At 60.2% G+C, this 17375-nt stretch carries 15 protein-coding genes; 7 read left to right on the plus strand and 8 right to left on the minus strand.

What is annotated here, in order from left to right; genetic code table 11:
- The first annotated feature begins 17 nt into the window (after window positions 1-17).
- The 3 genes from ACA054_RS31270 to ACA054_RS31280 are packed head-to-tail and all read left to right on the plus strand — an operon-like array spanning window position 18 to window position 2801.
- A complete protein-coding gene (locus ACA054_RS31270; RefSeq protein ID WP_497687557.1) occupies window positions 18-749 on the plus strand; it encodes a hypothetical protein in 732 nt (243 codons plus the stop codon).
- 3 nt (window positions 750-752) lie between these two features.
- Entirely contained in the window at window positions 753-1259 is a 507-nt protein-coding gene (locus tag ACA054_RS31275) for a hypothetical protein (RefSeq protein WP_497687558.1), read from the plus strand.
- A 57-nt stretch (window positions 1260-1316) separates the two neighbouring features.
- Window positions 1317-2801 (plus strand): vWA domain-containing protein, encoded by a 1485-nt coding sequence (locus ACA054_RS31280; RefSeq protein WP_497687559.1) that lies wholly within the window; start codon window positions 1317-1319, stop codon window positions 2799-2801.
- Between the two features lie 37 nt (window positions 2802-2838).
- Here the strand turns inward: ACA054_RS31280 and ACA054_RS31285 are convergent, their stop codons facing one another.
- Complete coding sequence (locus ACA054_RS31285; RefSeq protein ID WP_497687560.1) at window positions 2839-3759, minus strand: LysR substrate-binding domain-containing protein; 921 nt, start codon at window positions 3757-3759, stop codon at window positions 2839-2841.
- A gap of 157 nt (window positions 3760-3916) precedes the next feature.
- Here ACA054_RS31285 and ACA054_RS31290 point away from each other — a divergent pair, with 157 nt between their 5' ends.
- On the plus strand, window positions 3917-5311 hold the full coding sequence (locus ACA054_RS31290; RefSeq protein ID WP_497687561.1) for a NorM family multidrug efflux MATE transporter: 1395 nt from the start codon (window positions 3917-3919) through the stop codon (window positions 5309-5311).
- A 111-nt stretch (window positions 5312-5422) separates the two neighbouring features.
- On the opposite strand, the gene ACA054_RS31295 is transcribed toward ACA054_RS31290, so the two are convergent.
- Window positions 5423-7096 (minus strand): putative bifunctional diguanylate cyclase/phosphodiesterase, encoded by a 1674-nt coding sequence (locus ACA054_RS31295; RefSeq protein ID WP_497687562.1) that lies wholly within the window; start codon window positions 7094-7096, stop codon window positions 5423-5425.
- 264 nt (window positions 7097-7360) lie between these two features.
- Here ACA054_RS31295 and rep point away from each other — a divergent pair, with 264 nt between their 5' ends.
- Both rep and ACA054_RS31305 read left to right on the plus strand, forming a co-directional pair.
- Window positions 7361-9370 carry a DNA helicase Rep gene (rep, locus tag ACA054_RS31300; RefSeq protein ID WP_497637163.1) on the plus strand — a complete coding sequence of 670 codons (2010 nt, stop codon included), beginning with the start codon at window positions 7361-7363 and terminating at the stop codon, window positions 9368-9370.
- Window positions 9371-9427: 57 nt separating this feature from the next.
- Window positions 9428-10000 (plus strand): xanthine phosphoribosyltransferase, encoded by a 573-nt coding sequence (locus ACA054_RS31305; RefSeq protein ID WP_007934646.1) that lies wholly within the window; start codon window positions 9428-9430, stop codon window positions 9998-10000.
- Window positions 10001-10121: 121 nt separating this feature from the next.
- On the opposite strand, the gene ACA054_RS31310 is transcribed toward ACA054_RS31305, so the two are convergent.
- From ACA054_RS31310 to dadA, 5 genes are all read right to left on the minus strand, one after another.
- On the minus strand, window positions 10122-12047 hold the full coding sequence (locus ACA054_RS31310; protein WP_497687563.1) for an acetyl-CoA hydrolase/transferase C-terminal domain-containing protein: 1926 nt from the start codon (window positions 12045-12047) through the stop codon (window positions 10122-10124).
- Window positions 12048-12342: 295 nt separating this feature from the next.
- Entirely contained in the window at window positions 12343-12756 is a 414-nt protein-coding gene (locus ACA054_RS31315) for a c-type cytochrome (RefSeq protein WP_497690399.1), read from the minus strand.
- 182 nt (window positions 12757-12938) lie between these two features.
- Window positions 12939-13487, minus strand: coding sequence for a cupin domain-containing protein (locus tag ACA054_RS31320; protein ID WP_007947433.1), 549 nt, complete (start codon window positions 13485-13487; stop codon window positions 12939-12941).
- Window positions 13488-13615: 128 nt separating this feature from the next.
- Complete coding sequence (gene alr, locus ACA054_RS31325; protein WP_497687564.1) at window positions 13616-14689, minus strand: alanine racemase; 1074 nt, start codon at window positions 14687-14689, stop codon at window positions 13616-13618.
- Window positions 14690-14808: 119 nt separating this feature from the next.
- Entirely contained in the window at window positions 14809-16113 is a 1305-nt protein-coding gene (gene dadA / locus ACA054_RS31330) for a D-amino acid dehydrogenase (RefSeq protein ID WP_497687565.1), read from the minus strand.
- 157 nt (window positions 16114-16270) lie between these two features.
- Between dadA and ACA054_RS31335 the strand changes: the two genes are divergently transcribed.
- A complete protein-coding gene (locus tag ACA054_RS31335) occupies window positions 16271-16759 on the plus strand; it encodes an Lrp/AsnC ligand binding domain-containing protein (protein ID WP_003177284.1) in 489 nt (162 codons plus the stop codon).
- 115 nt (window positions 16760-16874) lie between these two features.
- On the opposite strand, the gene ACA054_RS31340 is transcribed toward ACA054_RS31335, so the two are convergent.
- The gene (locus ACA054_RS31340) at window positions 16875-17228 is read right to left on the minus strand and encodes a YkgJ family cysteine cluster protein (protein ID WP_497687566.1); all 354 of its coding nucleotides are present in this window, start codon (window positions 17226-17228) and stop codon (window positions 16875-16877) included.
- Window positions 17229-17375 lie beyond the last annotated feature (147 nt).

Raw genomic sequence — 17375 nt, forward strand, 5'->3', positions numbered from 1 at the left:
TACGTAGGAGTTTCACCATGTCGCGCAGCCTTTGGACTCGCTTCAAGCTACAGATCGCTTTCGTAGTCGCCGGCAGCCTGCTAATGACCGGTTGCGCCAACACCGGCAGCTCCATGCTCGGCGAAGGCGACGGTGCCGACCCGCGCCTGACCCAGGGCAATGACGCAGAGTTCTTCAGCAAGTCCGGATACCAGGCCTGCGCCGTCGGCGCTGGTGTCGGCATCCTCGCTTGCGCGCTGTCCAACAGCAGCAACAAAACCGTGTGCGTCATCGCCGCCGGTATTACCGCGTGTGGCGTGGCCATGGGCGCGAACTATTACCTGGATCAACGTCGCGCCGAATACGCCGACACCACCACCCGTTTGGCGAAGATGAACAGCGACGTCGAACAAGACACGCAGAACGTGATCGCCCGGACTGCGACCGCTCAGCAAGTGATCAATGATGATCGTGCGCAAATTGCCCAGATCAAAAAGGACATCGCCAACAAGAAAGTCGACAAGAGCAGGGCCCAGGCGCAAATCGCCGGGATCGATTCGGACATCGCGCGCCTGCGTAAAGACTTGGCCAACATGCGTACCAAAGTCACCGAGTACCGCAAAGTGGCAGACGCCGAGCGCTCACAAGGCACCAGCGCCGAGATCAGGCAGGTGGACATGAACATTCAGAGAATGAACCAGAAAGTCGTCAGCCTGCAGAAGGAAGTCGACGCTCTGTACAGCCAACGCTCCGCAATCACACTGGGCTAACACATGACGCTACGACAACTGATGGTCATCACTGCCGTCCTGGCCCTGAGCGGTTGCACGACCACGCCGGGCGAATGCGATGCGACCAATCGCGACAGCAGCATGCTGACCAAGATGAACTGCGACTACTCCGGTGGTTACAGCGATCAGGTCAAGCAGAAGGAACTGGCCCTGAGCGAGTCCCGACAGCAAAACGCAATGTTCCGTCAGGTGTACGAGAACATTCAGGCCCAGCAACTCAGCACCAAGACCGATCTGGCCAGCCAGCAGAAATCCCAGGCGGCGCTGAATCAGTCGCTGGCGCAACTGCTGACCTCGCTCAAGGCTCGGCGTGGCAATGAAGCCCATGTGCAGAAGCAGATTGCGGACCTCGAGAAGCAGCTCAAGGCTTCGCAAGCGGCGCCAGCGACCAAATCAACGCCAGCGTCGCTGGCGGCCAAGCAGCAAGAGCTGAAGACGTTGCAAAAGAAGGTCAATCAGCTGCAATTCAGCCTCGGCTACGAAGAGTAACTTTTCACCCCGCAGGGCATCCCGACGGATGCCTGCACTTTTTCAGGAATCGTCGTCATGCAGCGGGTCATCAGGGATGCGCAAGCCACATCGGAGGGGATGAGTGCGCTGCAAGCCAAAGTCGCCCTCATCCAGAAGTATTTTCCGCCGACCGTTGCCAGTCTGTTTGCCATCCCGCGGATGGGCAGCGGCGACGTGCTGGAATGGTGGACGGAACTGGGTGGCCAACCCACGCCTTATGCCGATCTCAACGAGGACGCGCAACGACGTTTGCTGGAAACCTATGAGGTGCGTCAGACGTCCCTCGGACAGCTGGCGGATGAACTGCAAAAGCGCGGTCAACCGACGGAAGCGGATGACCTGCGCAGCCTGCTCGGCACGCCTGAGCTGGACAAACTCTACAGCCTCAACGGTGAGCCTTTGGTGGTGCGCTGGAACCAGCGTCCGCCCAAACCGATCGTGCCGCCGGTGGTGCCGGTCGTACCGGTCGTGCCGCCATCGCGTCGTGGCTGGTGGCTCGCGGCGGCCTTGCTCGCGCTGCTATTGCTGCTTCTGGCGCTCTGGCTCTGGTGGTTCCTGCACCGTGAGCCGGTTGTCGTGGTTCCGCCTGTAGCGCCGGTGCCGCCGGTGGTGGCGCCGGTTGAGAAACCGGTTGAGCCTGTCCCCGAGCCTGTCGTGGAGCCGGAACCGAAACCTGCTCCGGTACCTGAGCCCGCACCAGAACCGGTACCGGAGCCCAAGCCGGTCCCGCCACCAAAACCGGCACCGGAACCCAAGCCGGTCCCGCCACCAAAACCGGTACCCGAGCCCAAACCGGTTCCGCCACCCAAACCGGTTGTGGCTGCCCCGCCACCGGCCCCAACGCTGGACAACTTCGCATGCCGTAAAAATGCGCCGGCCGCGGAGATCCCGCAATTCGTGGTGGTGCTCGACACCTCGGGTTCGATGAACTTGAACATCAAGTCAGTGAAAGCCGACGAGGACTGGTTCTTCGGTAGTGACCTCAACAAGCTCCTGGACCCGAACCGCACCATGCGGCTCACCGCCAAACCCAGCCGCATGGACGTCGCCAAGGACTCACTGGCCGGCATGATCAAAGGGCTGGACCCGAAGATCGACACACGCCTGATCACCTTCGCCGGCTGCGAAAGAACACCGGACCGGGGTGTGTTCAAGTTCGGCGACCGCCCGCGGCTGATCAACGGGATTCGAGGTCTGGTTCCCGACGACGGCACACCGCTGGCCGACAGCCTGGCCCACGCGGCGAGTACCGTCGACGGGCGCAATAACGATGCAGTTATCGTGATGTTTGTCGACGGAGAAGACGGTTGCGGGCAGGACGTTTGCGCGGTATCCCGACGAATCGCCAGGGAACAACCGCGCCTTCGGGTCAACGTGGTGAAAATCGGTGCCGGCGGCCCGTCACGCTGTATCGCTGAAAACACCGGAGGTCGGGTTTACAACAGCACCAATGCGGCTGAGTTGGGTAGCCTGTTGAAACAGGCGAGCAAGGAAGTATCCAGCAATGCCAAGTGCGATTAGCTTGGGGACTGATCCAAAATTGAGGTGAGCCGATGATTCAGCGCAGGTGCTCGACCGCCGGTAACTCCATGGCCCGAACCTCACCCAAGAGAAAAACGCTGAGGCGGCGCAAACGCTCACCTCCTGGGCGGGTTTTCGGCCAGACCAGGTAATAATTCTCACCGCTGGCGACCGCCGTCGGCCACGGCAAACTCAGACGTCCCTGCGCAACATCCTCAGCCACCATCAACAAATCGCCCATGGACACGCCATAGCCTCGGGCAGCGGCGATCATCCCCAGCTCCAGCGTGTCGAACACCTGGCCACCCTTGAGTGAAACCTGATCGGTCAGGCCCATGCGCTCCAGCCAACTGCGCCAGTCGCGACGGTCGGGCGTTGGGTGTAGCAGTTCGGTGCTGGCCAGGCGTGCGACGTCCCAAGGCTGATCGTTCAGAAGATCAGGCGCGCCCACCGGAATCAGTTCCTCTGGAAATAACAAAGTAGCCTCCCAGTCCGGCGGGAAATTCCCGTTGCTGAGGATCACGGCGCAATCGAACGGTTCCTGATTGAAGTCCACCGAGTCGATGTCCATCCAGGCGCTGGTCAGCTGTACTTCATTGCCCGGTTGAAGGTGCCGAAAACGACTGAGCCGCGCCAGCAACCAGCGCATGGTCAAGGTCGACGGGGCTTTCATGCGCAGGATGTCATCTTCGGCGCGCAAGGTGTTGCAAGCCCGTTCCAGTGCAGTGAAGCCTTCGCGAATGCCCGGTAGCAGCAAGCGGGCCGATTCGGTCAGCTGCAGGTTGCGGCCATTGCGGTGAAACAGGCGACAGGCAAAATGCTCTTCGAGCGTACGAATATGTCGGCTGACTGCACTTTGGGTAATCGACAGCTCTTCCGCGGCCCGGGTAAACGACGTGTGCCGCGCCGCCGCTTCGAATGCGCGCAGGGCATATAAAGGAGGAAGACGACGCGACATCAGGAAAGCTCCTACAGCGGTTTTGGCTACCCTAGCAGAAACTGTCCAGCATGAGTTTGAATCATGCTACCCATCCTTTTTATCCCTTTGTGCAAACGCCGCAGAGCGCCGAGAATCGACGCTTTCCTGTTCTCTTTGATAAACGAGCGTGATGACCATGCAGCATCCAGCACGTACTGAACTCTGGGCCATCCTGCGGCTTTCGGGGCCGTTGATTGCCTCGCAGTTGGCGCACATGCTGATGGTTCTCACCGACACCTTGATGATGGCGCGACTGAGTCCCGAGGCACTGGCCGGTGGTGGACTTGGCGCGGCGACCTATTCGTTCGTGTCGATTTTCTGCATCGGCGTAATCGCGGCGGTCGGCACGCTGGTGGCAATTCGTCAGGGTGCTGGCGATATCATCGGCGCAACCCGATTGACCCAGGCCGGGCTGTGGCTGGCATGGCTGATGGCGCTGGTCGCCGGTTTGCTGTTGTGGAACCTCAAACCGGTTTTGCTGCTTTTCGGCCAGACCGACAGCAACGTCCAGTCGGCCGGTCAGTTTCTGATCTTCCTGCCGTTCGCCCTGCCCGGCTACCTGAGCTTCATGGCCCTGCGTGGCTTCACCAGCGCCATCGGTCGGGCAACGCCGGTAATGGTCATCAGCCTGGGCGGTACAGTCGCCAACTTCCTGCTGAATTACGCGTTGATCACCGGGATGTTTGGCTTGCCGAAATTGGGGTTGATGGGCATTGGCCTGGTCACCGCGATTGTCGCCAACCTGATGGCCCTGGCGCTGGCGTGGCACATACGCCGGCACCCGGCTTACGATGCCTACCCGCTGCGCCAGGGCTTGTCGCGGCTCAACCGCAAGTACCTGAAAGAACTGTGGCGCCTGGGTCTGCCGATTGGCGGCACCTACGCCGTAGAGGTCGGGCTGTTTGCCTTCGCCGCGTTGTGCATGGGCACCATGGGCAGCACGCAACTGGGGGCGCACCAGATTGCCCTGCAAATCGTCTCGGTGGCATTCATGGTGCCCGCGGGGATTTCCTACGCGATCACCATGCGCATCGGCCAGCATTACGGTGCCGGGCAATTACTGGACGCGCGGCTGGCCGGAAGGGTTGGTCTCGCTTTCGGCGCGGCGGCGATGCTGTGTTTTGCGATGGTCTTCTGGCTGTTGCCGAATCAATTGGTCGGACTGTTTCTCGATCACAACGACCCGGCGTTTCGCGACGTCATCAACCTGGCCGTGAGCCTGCTGGCAGTGGCGGCGTGGTTCGAGCTGTTCGACGGCACGCAAACCATCGCCATGGGCTGCATTCGCGGGCTCAAGGATGCCAAGACCACGTTTCTGGTGGGTCTGGGCTGTTATTGGCTGATTGGCGCCCCGGCAGCCTGGTGGATGGCGTTCCACCTGCACTGGGGGCCGACGGGCGTCTGGTGGGGGTTGGCGCTGGGCTTGGCCTGCGCGGCGGTGAGCCTGACATGGGCGTTTGAATGGAAGATGAAGCGGATGATTCGGCGGGAGCCGGTGCCAGATCGTTTCGACGCCATCCAGGCCGAATGACATCCCTGTAGGAGCGAGGCTTGCCCGCGAATGGCATCACTCGGTGTTACTGATACACCGTGTAACGGCCTTCGCGGGCAAGCCTCGCTCCTACAGGTTTAGGTTTTGCGTTTAAACCACGATTTCCAGCGGCGCCTGCTGGCTGCTGTCAAACGTCAGGTATTCCACCAGATCCGTTAATGGCAACGGCTTGCTGATCAGATACCCCTGCACCTGATCGCAATCGAACCCGCGCAACAGATCCAGTTGCTCCGGCGTTTCCACGCCCTCGGCGACGACTTCCAGATTGAGGTTGTGCGCCAGGTTGATCATTGCGTGCACCAGCTGGCGGTTTTCTTCGCGCTGCTCCATGCCGCCGACAAAGCTCTTGTCGATCTTCAGCAACGTGATCGGCAGGCTGTTGAGGTGCACGAACGATGAAAACCCGGTACCAAAGTCATCGAGGGAGAAGCGCACGCCCAGGCGCCCAAGGGCGTCCATGGTCTGCTTGACCAGGTCACTGCGGCGCATGACCGCGGTTTCGGTCAGCTCGAACTCCAGCCATTGCGCCTCGACACCGCGCTCGCTGATCAACCGGCTCAAGGTCGAGAGCAACTGGCTGTCCTGAAACTGCCGGAACGACAGGTTGATCGCCATGTGCAACGGCGGCAAACCGAGCTCAAGCAACGCCTGCATATCGCGTAATGCCCGGGAAATGACCCAGTAACCCAGCGGCACGATCAAACCGCTCTGCTCGGCCAGCGGCACGAACTCGCTCGGTGGCAGCAAGCCGCGCTCGGCATGACGCCAGCGCACCAAGGCTTCGAGGCCGACGATTTGCCCGTCTTCAAGGTTCATTCGCGGCTGGTAATGCAGTTCCAGCTCATCGCGGCGCAAGGCCCGGCGTAGCTCGGTTTCGAGGTCGGCGATGCTGCGGGCATTGCGGTTGATGCGCTCGTTGAAAATATGAAAAGTACAGCCTTGGGTGCTCTTGGCCTGTTGCATGGCGATATGCGCGTGCCACATCAACGGGTCGGCTCCCGCCTGTGCCCGTGCATGGGCAATGCCCAGGCTGGAGCCGATCAGCAGGCTTTCGCCGTCGACCCAATAAGGCTCGGCCAACGCTTCGGTGATGCGCTCGGCCATCCATTCGGCGCGCTGAGGGGCGCGGCGGGTGTCGATCAGCAAGGCGAACTCATCGCTGCCCAGTCGCGCCAGTTGATCGCCAGCTTCAAGCTGGCCTTTGAGCCGCGCGACCACCTGCAGGATCAGGCGGTCACCGGCCTGGTGGCCGAGGGCATCGTTGGCGTAACGGAAGTTGTCGAGGTCAAGATGACCGAGGGCCAGGCCACGACCATCGTTTTCCGCCAGCCGTGCCGTCAGCAAGGTCTGGAAACCCTGGCGGTTGGCGATGCCGGTCAGCGGATCTTGCTCGGCCAGGCGTTGCAGGGTGTTTTCCAGTACGCCGCGCTCACGCACATGGCGCAGGCAACGGCGCAGCATGCCCGGGTCGAGATGATCGCGTACCAGCCAGTCGCTGACGCCGTCGGGCGGGGTCAGGGGCTCATGCTCGAGCAGCAACACCGTCGGCAGACAGCAACGGCCCGGCGCCGGCTGGAGAGCCGGGATCGTCAACAACACCGCACTGCGGTTGTCATCGAACAGACTGCTGACCGACTCCCAGCTCGGCGCGCTGATAAGCACGGCCGAGCTCCCCATCGGAGCCAGACACTCGCGCAACAACGCTGCCCACGCTGGCTCTTCGGCCAGTAGCAGCAAACGCAAGGGTTCGACAGGCGTAGACAAGCTAGCTCCCTAGACTCTGCAAAGATGTAGGCGACCGCATTATGCCGCGCCGATCCCCAATGACCAATGGACATCCGCCATCAAACGAGGCCTTTGTATCCGGAATTACGAACATTAGACGCGAATTCGTTGCGCATCCTGCGTGAAAGTAACAAAACCGGCAATTAGAGATCGCGTTGTACGTCACAAGTCGGAGAGAGCAGCACAATTCGCTGAGCCTGTTAAAATGCCGGCCCATTTCGTGACTGACTCCTGAATTTACCTATGTCCCGACTCAATCCCCGGCAGCAAGAAGCCGTGAGCTATGTCGGCGGCCCTCTTTTGGTGCTCGCCGGTGCAGGCTCCGGCAAGACCAGCGTGATCACGCGCAAAATCGCACACCTGATCCAGAACTGCGGGATTCGCGCCCAGTACATCGTCGCCATGACCTTCACCAACAAGGCCGCGCGCGAGATGAAGGAGCGGGTCGGCACCCTCCTGCGCGCCGGTGAAGGCCGCGGCCTGACGGTCTGCACCTTCCACAACCTGGGCCTGAACATCATCCGCAAGGAACACGTGCGGCTGGGCTACAAACCCGGTTTCTCGATTTTCGACGAGACCGACGTCAAGGCCCTGATGACCGACATCATGCAAAAGGAATACTCGGGCGACGACGGCGTCGACGAGATCAAGAACATGATCGGCGCCTGGAAAAACGAACTGATCCTGCCGGCCCAGGCCCTGGAAAACGCGCGCAATCCCAAGGAACAGACCGCCGCCATCGTCTACACCCACTATCAGCGCACGCTCAAGGCGTTCAACGCGGTGGACTTCGACGACCTGATCCTGCTGCCGGTGAAGCTGTTCGAAGAACACGCCGACATTCTGGAAAAGTGGCAAAACAAGGTGCGTTACCTGCTGGTGGACGAATACCAGGACACCAACGCCAGCCAATACCTGCTGGTGAAGATGCTGATCGGCAAGCGTAACCAGTTCACCGTGGTGGGCGACGACGACCAGTCGATCTACGCCTGGCGCGGCGCTCGCCCGGAAAACCTGATGCTACTCAAGGAAGACTACCCTTCCCTGAAAGTGGTGATGCTGGAGCAGAACTACCGCTCCACCAGCCGCATCCTGCGCTGCGCCAACGTGCTGATCTCGAACAACCCCCACGAATTCGAGAAACAGCTGTGGAGTGAAATGGGCCACGGCGACGAGATCCGGGTGATCCGCTGCCGCAACGAAGACGCCGAAGCCGAGCGCGTGGCCGTGGAAATCCTCAGCCTGCACTTGCGTACTGATCGGCCTTACAGCGATTTCGCGATCCTGTACCGGGGTAACTATCAGGCCAAGTTGATCGAACTGAAGTTGCAGCATCACCAAGTGCCGTATCGCTTGTCCGGCGGTAACAGCTTCTTCGGCCGCCAGGAAGTGAAAGACCTGATGGCCTACTTCCGCCTGATCGTGAACCCGGACGACGACAACGCCTTCCTGCGTGTGATCAACGTCCCACGCCGGGAGATCGGTTCGACTACTTTGGAGAAGCTGGGCAACTACGCCACCGAGCGAAAAATCTCGATGTACGCCGCCACCGACGAGATCGGCTTGGGCGAGCATCTGGACAGCCGCTTCACCGATCGCCTGTCGCGCTTCAAGCGCTTCATGGACAAGGTCCGCGAGCAATGCGCCGGCGAAGACCCGATCTCGGCCCTGCGCAGCATGGTCATGGACATCGATTACGAGAACTGGCTGCGCACCAACAGCTCCAGCGACAAGGCCGCCGATTACCGCATGGGCAACGTGTGGTTCCTGATCGAGGCACTTAAAAACACGCTCGAGAAAGACGAAGAAGGCGAGATGACCGTCGAAGACGCCATCGGCAAACTCGTCCTGCGCGATATGCTCGAGCGTCAGCAGGAAGAGGAAGACGGCGCCGAAGGCGTACAGATGATGACCTTGCACGCGTCCAAGGGTCTGGAATTCCCCTACGTGTTCATCATGGGCATGGAAGAAGAAATCCTTCCGCACCGCTCCAGTATCGAAGCCGACACCATCGAAGAGGAACGGCGCCTGGCCTACGTGGGCATTACCCGCGCGCGCCAGACCCTGGCCTTCACCTTCGCCGCCAAGCGCAAGCAATACGGCGAGATCATCGATTGCGCACCGAGCCGCTTCCTCGATGAACTGCCGCCGGACGACCTTGCCTGGGAAGGCAACGACGACACACCGACCGAAGTCAAAGCCGTGCGTGGCAATAGCGCATTGGCGGATATACGCGCGATGTTAAAGCGCTAGAATTGACCACTTTTATTTAGACCTTCGGCGCAAAAGACGCCAAACGAGGACAGCTTCATGGAAGCACTGCACAAGAAAATTCGCGAAGAAGGCATCGTGCTTTCCGATCAGGTCCTGAAAGTCGACGCCTTTCTGAACCACCAGATCGACCCGGCCCTGATGAAGCTGATCGGCGATGAATTCGCCACGCTGTTCAAGGATTCGGGCATCACCAAGATCGTCACCATTGAAGCTTCGGGCATTGCGCCTGCGATCATGACCGGCCTGAACCTTGGTGTGCCGGTGATTTTCGCTCGCAAGCATCAGTCCCTGACCCTGACTGAAAACCTGCTGTCGGCGACCGTTTACTCGTTCACCAAGCAGACCGAAAGCACCGTGGCGATTTCTCCGCGCCACCTGACCAGCAGCGACCGCGTGCTGATCATCGATGACTTCCTGGCTAACGGTAAGGCGTCGCAAGCGCTGATCTCGATCATCAAGCAGGCCGGTGCCACCGTGGCAGGGTTGGGGATCGTGATCGAGAAGTCGTTCCAGGGCGGTCGTGCGGAGCTGGATGCCCAGGGTTATCGCGTTGAGTCGCTGGCGCGCGTGCAGTCGCTGAAGGATGGCGTTGTAACCTTCATCGAGTAATCCCCCGCCATTAATCGTTCCCACGCTCTGCGTGGGAATGCAGCCCGGGACGCTCTGCGTCCCATCAAGAGCCGAACGCAGAGCGTCCGAAGAGGCATTCCCACGCAGAGCGTGGGAACGATCAGAGCGGTGTGGTGGCCTTGAGGCCCGTGAGCAACAAGCGCTGAAACAAATCCTCCTTCAGCCCTTCCGGGTTGGTCAGTTGCATACGCTCCAGGTGTTCGGGAAAGGATGCAGGCTGCGGTGCATCCAGCGCAGCCTTGCCCAGCTCCAGCACTTCACTCAGCTTGAACTTGCTCTTGAGCCAGTTCAGCGCCCGCAACAGATCCTGTTCGATATCGGTGAAATCACAGCCCAACGGATATTCCGCAAACAGCTGCGGGTGCCGCGCCTGAATCGCCTGCAACCGCTCAGGGCGGTTATCACTGAAACGTGGATCGAGCTGGAAATCCCCGGGCAATTTGCCGACCTTCTGTGCCTGCTCGATAAGCCCTGGCTGGAAGCGTGAATCACTGATGTTCAGCAAGGCTTCGATCACCGCTGCATCGGTTTTCCCGCGCAGATCGGCGATGCCGTACTCGGTGACTACGACGTCGCGCAGATGTCGCGGGATGGTGCAATGGCCGTACGACCAGACAATGTTCGAACTGACGTCACCGCCCGATTCGCGCCAGCTGCGCAGCAGCAACACCGACCGCGCACCTTCCAGTGCATGTCCCTGGACAACAAAGTTGTACTGTCCGCCCACGCCGCTGACCACGCGCCCATCTTCGAGCTGATCTGCCACTCCGGCGCCTAGCAGGGTCACGGTAAACGCTGTGTTGATAAATCGCGCATCAAGCCGCTGCAAGCGTTTGAGTTCTTCCTGCCCGTAAAGCTCATTGATGTAGCTGATACGAGTCATGTTGAATTCGAGCCGTTTACTCTGCGGCAATTCGCGCAAGCGTTGATAGAAACTACGCGGACCGAGGAAAAACCCGCCATGCACCGAGATGCCGTCGGTTTGCGCGGCTTCGTCGAGGGTGCCAGCATTGGCCTGCTGCTGCGTCGGCACATCCGGGTAAACCTTGCGCCGCACGATCCCGGCGTCGGCCAGCACCAGCAGGCCGTTGACGAACATTTCGCTACAACCGTACAAGCCTTTGGCGAACGGTTCGATGCCGCCTTCGCGCTCGATCAGTTGTGCCCACTGGCTAAGATTCATGTCGCTCAACAAAGCCTTGTAAGCGTCGTTGTCGGCCTGACGCGCCAACAACGCAGCGGTCAGCGCATCGCCCATGGAACCGATGCCGATCTGCAAGGTGCCGCCATCACGCACCAGTGCGCTGGCGTGCAGGCCAATAAAATGATCCTGGAAACCCACCGGCATGTTCGGCGTGGAAAACAGTGTGGTGCTGTCTTTCTCGTCGATCAGCAAGTCGAAGGTATCGATACCGACTTCGGCATCGCCGGGCATATAAGGCAAACCGTCGTGCGCCTGGCCGACCATCAGGATCGTCTCCCCGGCAGCCCGGCGCCTGGCGATCATCGGCAACAGGTCTAGGGTGATGTCCGGATTGCAACTCAGGCTCAAGCGATCGGGGTGCTCGCCATGGCTGGCCACCAGTTGCGCGACCAGGTTCAACCCGGCGGCGTTGATGTCCCGGGCGGCGTGGCTGTAGTTGCTGCTGACGTAATCCTGCTGGGCCGACGCGCTGTTGAGCAGGCTGCCCGGCTGAATGAAAAACTGCTGGATGTGGATATTGGCTGGCAGGCTGTCGCGTTGCAGGCCGGCGAGGAAATCCAGTTCGGGATAATCGCCAAAGACCCGTTCGATAAAGGGTTCGAGAAAGCGCTTTTGCAATCCGTCGCCCAACGCGGGCCGGCCCAGGCACAGGGCGGTGTAGATCGTCAGTTGCCGCTGCGGCAATTGCGCGACACGTTGGTACAGCGCGTTGACGAAATGATTGGGTTTGCCCAGGCCCAAGGGCAGGCCCATATGAATATGCGCCGGCAACCGTGCCAACACCTCATCGACCGCTTGCTCGATAGAACACAGCTGTACCATCCGATCCTCCCGTACATTCCATGAAGTGGGGTTGGACCGAGCTTGCCGGGTCTTTGCTGCAATGAACAGCCTGTTAAGCCTAATCGGCCGGCTCAGAAAAACTTGTAGGAGCGAGCATGCTCCGGGCGGCGTTCCGACGATGGTCGTCAACGATTACGCTGGCAGCCTGATGCCCCGCGGCGTTTTCAGGTTTTTCGCGAGCATGCTCGCTCCTACAGAAATCAGCGCGTTTAACGAAATTGCAGGCACAAAAAAGCCGCTCGCAAGCGGCTTTTTTGCGAAAGAGGCGGACTGGTTACAGGCCGGACATCTCTTTGATGGCGCCCTTCAGCTCGTCATCGGAGCAGTCGGCGCAAGTGCCTTTTGGCGGCATCGCGTTGATACCGGTAATGGCTTTGGCCAGGATGCCGTCGAGGCCGCCCTGGTGATCGGCACGCTCTTTCCAGGCTGCCTTGTCGCCGATTTTCGGCGCGCCCAGCAGGCCGGTGCCGTGGCAAGCATTGCAATGCTTGGCAATAACGTCTTTAGGTGCCTTGGCGCCACCTCCGCCGCCAGCCGTAGCGGCGACTTCCATGCCCTTGCACTCTTTGCCCTGGACACAGACCTGGCCGACTGGCTCAAGGCGTTTGGCAATTTCGTCGTTCGTCGCAGCTTGAGCGCTGACAGCCCAGAGGGCCAATACGGTTGCTGGTGCGGCCAGCATTTTCATAATTAGATTCACGCGTTCACCCTCAATGGTGGCTAGTCACGCCTACGGCCACGGTTCGCAGGCGGGCGCAAGTATAGCGGTAAGCCCGCGACACTGAAACAACCCCAAAGTCGAAGGGGTCTTGTTGCGCAATGGTCAAACGGCTCGGGTGCCTCGGCCATGCCGGCAGGGCGCCTCTTTCCTTAGAAATTCGCGGGTGTTGCTGCGCTGATTAGTCGCGCCGGCGCATCGAACGGATTACGGAAACGATGCGGCTTGGTACTTTCAAAGTAGTAGCTATCGCCAGCTTCGAGCACAAATGTTTCAAGCCCCACCACCAGTTCCAGCCGCCCTTCCACCAAAATCCCGGTTTCCTCGCCTTCATGGGTGAGCATCTCGTCACCGGTGTCGGCGCCTGGCGGGTAGATTTCATTGAGGAATGCGATAGCGCGGCTCGGGTGAGCCCGGCCGACCAGTTTCATGGTCACTGCACCATCGGAAATATCGATCAGCTCGTTGGCTTTGTAGACGATCTGAGTCGGTTTTTCCTGCAGGATTTCTTCGGAAAAGAACTCGACCATGGACATGGGAATCCCGCCCAACACTTTCCTCAGCGAACTGATCGAGGGGCTGACGCTGTTCTTCTCGATCATCGAAATCGTGCTGTTGGTGACGCCCGCGCGTTTGGCGAGTTCACGCTGGGAAAGACCTTTGAGCTTGCGGATTGATTGCAGTCGTTCACCGACGTCCAATGCTGGAGCCTCCAGGAATTCAGGTTGTTGGAATATTGAGCGTTATCATGGCGACAGCGTTCAGTATTTACAACACTTTGACCTGAATCCTGTTCGGCGAGGCGACTTCCGGTCCGGGCGGTTTGGTCCTAGCTCCCGGAATAGAGCATTGGCACCCGGCGCAGGTTGCAGAAGATCTGATAAGGAATCGTGCCGGCCGCGATGGCCACGTCGCTGGCAAGGATATTTTTGCCCCATAACTCGACGGTCGAACCGAGGCCGGCTTGCGGCACATCAGTCAGGTCGATGCACAGCATGTCCATCGACACCCGGCCGATCAGCTGGCTGCGTTGCCCGGCGACGAGCACCGGCGTGCCGGTTGGCGCCAACCGCGGGTAGCCATCTGCGTAACCCATGGCCACCACGCCAACGCGCATCGGCTTCTGGGTGATGAATTTCGCGCCGTAGCCAATTGGCTCACCGGCCGGCAATTCACGCACGCTGATCACTTTCGATTCGAGGGTCATCACCGGTTGCAGGCGCGAAGCCACGGCGTTGGCTTCTTCGAAAGGCGTGGCGCCGTAGAGCATGATGCCCGGACGTACCCAATCGCTCGGCACCTGTGGCCAACCGAGCACCGCCGGCGAGTTGCGCAGGCTGATCTCGGCCGACAAGCCTTGGCGCGCCGCTTCGAATACCGCGACCTGCTCGGCACTGGCTTGACTGTTCAACTCATCGGCGCGAGCAAAGTGGCTCATCAACACGATCTTCGCGACCTTGCCGCTGGCCAGCAGCCGTTGATAGCCCGCTTGATAATCCTTCGGGTGCAGGCCGACCCGGTGCATGCCCGAGTCGAGCTTGAGCCAGACGGTGATCGGCTTGCTCAATGCGGCCTTCTCGATCGCTTCGAGTTGCCACAGCGAATGCACCACGCACCAGAAATCATGCTCGACGATCAGCGACAGCTCATCGGCTTCGAAAAAACCTTCCAGCAGCAACACCGGCGCGCGAATGCCCGCCGCTCGCAGCTCCAGGGCTTCTTCGATGCAGGCCACGGCAAACCCGTCCGCCTCGGCTTCCAGCGCCTGGGCGCAACGCACTGCACCATGACCATAGGCATCAGCCTTGATTACCGCGAGGGCCTTGGCCCCCGTGACTTCACGGGCGATTTGGTAATTGTGACGAAGGGCTTGGAGGTCGATCAGGGCACGGGCAGGACGCATGGCGGCAGACTTCTGGTCGGTCGTTTAAAAAAAACCGGCGCTGCTGTCGGCGATAACCGCCAGTAGCACCGGAAGAGGGATCTTACGTTGTTGCTTATCGCAGGGCGGCTACTGTGAACTCACTGGTGAGCAGGCGCTGGACTGGCATGTTTTGCTGGTTCCTGACGATTGCTGCCATAACGGGAAATATCGAGGCCTTCGGCGCTGATCTGCGGCTTTCTCTTGGCCATCAGGTCAGCCAGCAAGCGACCGGAGCCGCAGGCCATGGTCCAGCCGAGGGTGCCGTGACCGGTGTTCAGGAACAGGTTCTTGAACGGGGTAGCGCCGACAATCGGCGTGCCGTCGGGGGTGGTCGGACGCAGGCCGGTCCAGAAGCTGGCCTCGGCCAGATTGCCGCCCTGAGGATAAAGGTCGTTGACGATCATCTCCAGGGTTTCGCGCCGGCGCGGGTTCAGCGACAGGTCAAAACCGGCGATCTCCGCCATCCCGCCAACGCGGATGCGGTTGTCGAAACGGGTGATCGCGACCTTGTAGGTCTCGTCGAGAATGGTCGAGGTCGGGGCCATCGCCGGGTTGGTGATCGGCACGGTCAGGGAGTAACCCTTGAGCGGATACACCGGCGCCTTGATGCCCAACGGCTTGAGCAGTTGCGGCGAGTAGCTGCCGAGGGCCAGCACGTAGCGGTCAGCGGTTTCCAGCTTGCCGTCGATCCACACGCCGTTGATGCGATCACCGGCGAAGTCGAGGCGCTGGATGTCCTGGCCGAAGCGGAATTGCACACCGAGCTTGGCGGCCATTTCGGCCAAGCGAACGGTGAACATCTGGCAGTCGCCAGTCTGGTCGTTCGGCAGGCGCAGGGCACCGGCGAGGATGTCGGTCACGCTGGCCAGGGCCGGCTCGACGCGGGCAATGCCTTCACGGTCGAGCAGTTCGAACGGCACGCCGGACTCTTTCAGCACGGCGATGTCTTTCGCGGCGCCATCAAGCTGGGCCTGGGTGCGGAACAATTGAGTAGTACCGAGACTGCGGCCTTCGTAGGTGATACCGGTTTCGGCGCGCAATTCGTCGAGGCAATCACGGCTGTACTCGGACAGGCGGACCATGCGCTCCTTGTTCACCGCGTAACGACTGGCGGTGCAGTTGCGCAGCATCTGTGCCATCCACAGGTACTGATCGATGTCGGCAGTCGCCTTGATCGCCAAGGGCGCATGGCGCTGCAGCAGCCATTTGATGGCTTTGAGCGGCACACCCGGCGCGGCCCACGGCGAGGCATAACCCGGCGAGACCTGCCCGGCATTGGCGAAACTGGTCTCCATGGCAGCAGCCGGCTGCCGGTCCACCACCACCACTTCAAACCCGGCACGCGCCAGATAATAAGCACTGGTGGTACCGATGACGCCGCTACCCAAGACCATAACGCGCATTTTCATTTCCCTCATCGCGGCTAACCGCTGACGTTTGTTGTTCAGAGCTTCAGATGTGCGCAGTGTAAAAAAGATTTGCCAGTGCTTTTCACTATATAAGCGCCTATATTTGGCGACAATTCTCGGCAAAAACCCTTTTCACGGAGGCGCATCCCCTATGCGTACCAACACCCAGACCAAACGTGAGCTGGACAAGATCGACCGCAACATCTTGCGGATCCTGCAAGCGGACGGGCGCATATCCTTTACCGAGCTTGGGGAGAAGGTCGGGCTCTCGACCACGCCCTGTACCGAGCGGGTGCGACGCCTGGAGCGCGAAGGGATCATCATGGGCTACAACGCCCGGCTCAATCCGCAGCACCTCAAGGGAAGTCTCCTGGTGTTCGTCGAGATCAGCCTCGATTACAAGTCCGGCGATACCTTCGAAGAGTTCCGACGCGCGGTGCTGAAACTGCCCCACGTCCTGGAGTGCCACTTGGTGTCAGGAGATTTCGACTACCTGGTGAAAGCGCGGATATCCGAGATGGCCTCGTACCGCAAACTGCTGGGCGACATCCTGCTCAAGCTGCCGCATGTGCGCGAATCCAAGAGCTATATCGTGATGGAAGAGGTGAAGGAGAGTCTGAGCCTGCCGATTCCGGATTGAACTTAAACAGATCGTTCCCATGCTCTGCGTGGGAATGCCTCAACGGACGCTCCGCGTTCGGCTCTTGGGACGCAGAGCGTCCCGGGCTGCATTCCCACGCAGAGCGTGGGAACGATCAAACCAACACCTGCCGATTCGAGGCCATGTACTCAAAGACTTGCTTCTCGGCATTTGGATGAATCAACTCCACCGGCCCGCGCCCATTGGGGCATGGCAACGTCTTGGTGGTGCCAAACAACCGGCAGATCAGCGGCCGCTCGTCATACACCGTGCAGCCGTTCGGCCCCAGATGAACGCAATTGAGTTCATCCATCGCCGCATCCTGCTCGGCGCGGGTCTTGCGCGGCAGACGGGACATTTCCTCCGGCGAGGTCGTTACCGGGCCGCAGCAGTCATGGCAACCGGGCACGCACTCGAACGAGGGAATCTGCTGGCGCAGCGTGCGAATTTTCTGACTGTTGCAGTTCATCTAAACCACTACCGATCTCGGAACAGAGCCGGATTCTGACGTAAAAGCCCCGATCCAGACAGCACCGGCCGACCAGTGTGTTGCCCGTCTTCAAGGTCCGGCTTATGCTCCGTCAAATTTTCTAGACACACGAATCAGGATCACGCA

This window comes from Pseudomonas sp. LBUM1653 (genome assembly GCF_059716115.1).

Excerpts from the sequence above, each read along its gene's own strand:
- ACA054_RS31270 (WP_497687557.1), top strand. The coding sequence starts at position 18 with ATGTCGCGCAGCCTTTGGACTCGCTTCAAGCTACAGATCGCTTTCGTA.
- ACA054_RS31275 (WP_497687558.1), top strand. The coding sequence starts at position 753 with ATGACGCTACGACAACTGATGGTCATCACTGCCGTCCTGGCCCTGAGC.
- ACA054_RS31280 (WP_497687559.1), top strand. The coding sequence starts at position 1,317 with ATGCAGCGGGTCATCAGGGATGCGCAAGCCACATCGGAGGGGATGAGT.
- ACA054_RS31285 (WP_497687560.1), bottom strand. The coding sequence starts at position 3,759 with ATGTCGCGTCGTCTTCCTCCTTTATATGCCCTGCGCGCATTCGAAGCG.
- ACA054_RS31290 (WP_497687561.1), top strand. The coding sequence starts at position 3,917 with ATGCAGCATCCAGCACGTACTGAACTCTGGGCCATCCTGCGGCTTTCG.
- rep (WP_497637163.1), top strand. The coding sequence starts at position 7,361 with ATGTCCCGACTCAATCCCCGGCAGCAAGAAGCCGTGAGCTATGTCGGC.
- ACA054_RS31305 (WP_007934646.1), top strand. The coding sequence starts at position 9,428 with ATGGAAGCACTGCACAAGAAAATTCGCGAAGAAGGCATCGTGCTTTCC.
- ACA054_RS31310 (WP_497687563.1), bottom strand. The coding sequence starts at position 12,047 with ATGGTACAGCTGTGTTCTATCGAGCAAGCGGTCGATGAGGTGTTGGCA.
- ACA054_RS31315 (WP_497690399.1), bottom strand. The coding sequence starts at position 12,756 with ATGAAAATGCTGGCCGCACCAGCAACCGTATTGGCCCTCTGGGCTGTC.
- alr (WP_497687564.1), bottom strand. The coding sequence starts at position 14,689 with ATGCGTCCTGCCCGTGCCCTGATCGACCTCCAAGCCCTTCGTCACAAT.
- dadA (WP_497687565.1), bottom strand. The coding sequence starts at position 16,113 with ATGCGCGTTATGGTCTTGGGTAGCGGCGTCATCGGTACCACCAGTGCT.
- ACA054_RS31335 (WP_003177284.1), top strand. The coding sequence starts at position 16,271 with ATGCGTACCAACACCCAGACCAAACGTGAGCTGGACAAGATCGACCGC.
- ACA054_RS31340 (WP_497687566.1), bottom strand. The coding sequence starts at position 17,228 with ATGAACTGCAACAGTCAGAAAATTCGCACGCTGCGCCAGCAGATTCCC.